Raw genomic sequence first — 1177 nt, forward strand, 5'->3', positions numbered from 1 at the left:
ATTACTCTTTGATGGTGACGACGATGCCGGCACCGACGGTGCGGCCGCCTTCACGGATGGCGAAGCGCAGCTTCTCTTCCATGGCGATCGGCACGATCAGCTCGACATCGACCGTGATGTTGTCGCCAGGCATCACCATCTCGGTGCCTTCCGGCAGCGACACGATGCCGGTCACATCGGTCGTGCGGAAATAGAACTGCGGACGGTAGTTGGTGAAGAACGGCGTGTGACGGCCACCCTCGTCCTTGGTCAGGATGTAGGCTTCGGCGACGAACTTCTTGTGCGGCTTGACCGTGCCGGGCTTGGCCAGAACCTGGCCGCGCTCGACACCTTCGCGGTCGACACCGCGCAAGAGCGCGCCGATGTTGTCGCCGGCCTGGCCCTGGTCGAGCAGCTTGCGGAACATCTCGACGCCGGTGCAGGTCGTCTTGGTGGTCGGACGGATGCCGATGATCTCCAGCTCCTCGCCGACCTTGACCACGCCGCGCTCGACACGGCCGGTCACCACCGTGCCGCGGCCCGAGATCGAGAACACGTCCTCGATCGGCATCAGGAACGGCTTGTCCAGCGGACGAACCGGGGTCGGGATGTAGTCGTCGACCGCAGCCATCAATTCACGGATCGAATCCTCGCCGATCTTCTTGTCGGAATCTTCCAAAGCGGCAAGTGCCGAACCCTTGACGATCGGAATGTCGTCGCCGGGGAACTCGTTCTTGGTCAGCAGCTCACGCACCTCGAGCTCGACCAGCTCGAGCAGCTCGGCGTCGTCGACCTGGTCGACCTTGTTCAAGAACACCACGATCGACGGCACGCCGACCTGACGGGCCAGCAGAATGTGCTCGCGGGTCTGAGGCATCGGGCCGTCGGCGGCCGACACAACCAGGATCGCGCCGTCCATCTGCGCGGCACCGGTGATCATGTTCTTCACATAGTCGGCGTGGCCGGGGCAGTCGACATGGGCGTAGTGGCGGTTGGCCGTCTCGTATTCGACATGCGCCGTCGAGATGGTGATGCCGCGCGCCTTCTCCTCGGGCGCCGCATCGATCTGGTCGTAGCGCTTGTATTCGCCAAAATACTTGGTGATCGCCGCCGTCAGCGACGTCTTGCCATGATCGACATGGCCAATCGTGCCGATGTTCACATGAGGCTTTGTACGCTCGAATTTACCTTTTGCCAT

General features: G+C 62.5%; 1 protein-coding gene. It reads right to left on the reverse strand.

Translation table 11 applies throughout. The features are described from left to right. Position 1 precedes the first annotated feature (1 nt). Positions 2–1177 carry an elongation factor Tu gene (gene tuf, locus CIT31_RS02140; RefSeq protein WP_029352152.1) on the reverse strand — a complete coding sequence of 392 codons (1176 nt, stop codon included), beginning with the start codon at positions 1175–1177 and terminating at the stop codon, positions 2–4.

It is taken from the genome of Mesorhizobium wenxiniae (genome assembly GCF_002284535.1).
GTDB lineage: Bacteria > Pseudomonadota > Alphaproteobacteria > Rhizobiales > Rhizobiaceae > Mesorhizobium > Mesorhizobium wenxiniae.

Bases quoted from the DNA above. Each gene is read 5' to 3' on its own strand.
- tuf (WP_029352152.1), bottom strand. From the start codon at position 1,177: ATGGCAAAAGGTAAATTCGAGCGTACAAAGCCTCATGTGAACATCGGC.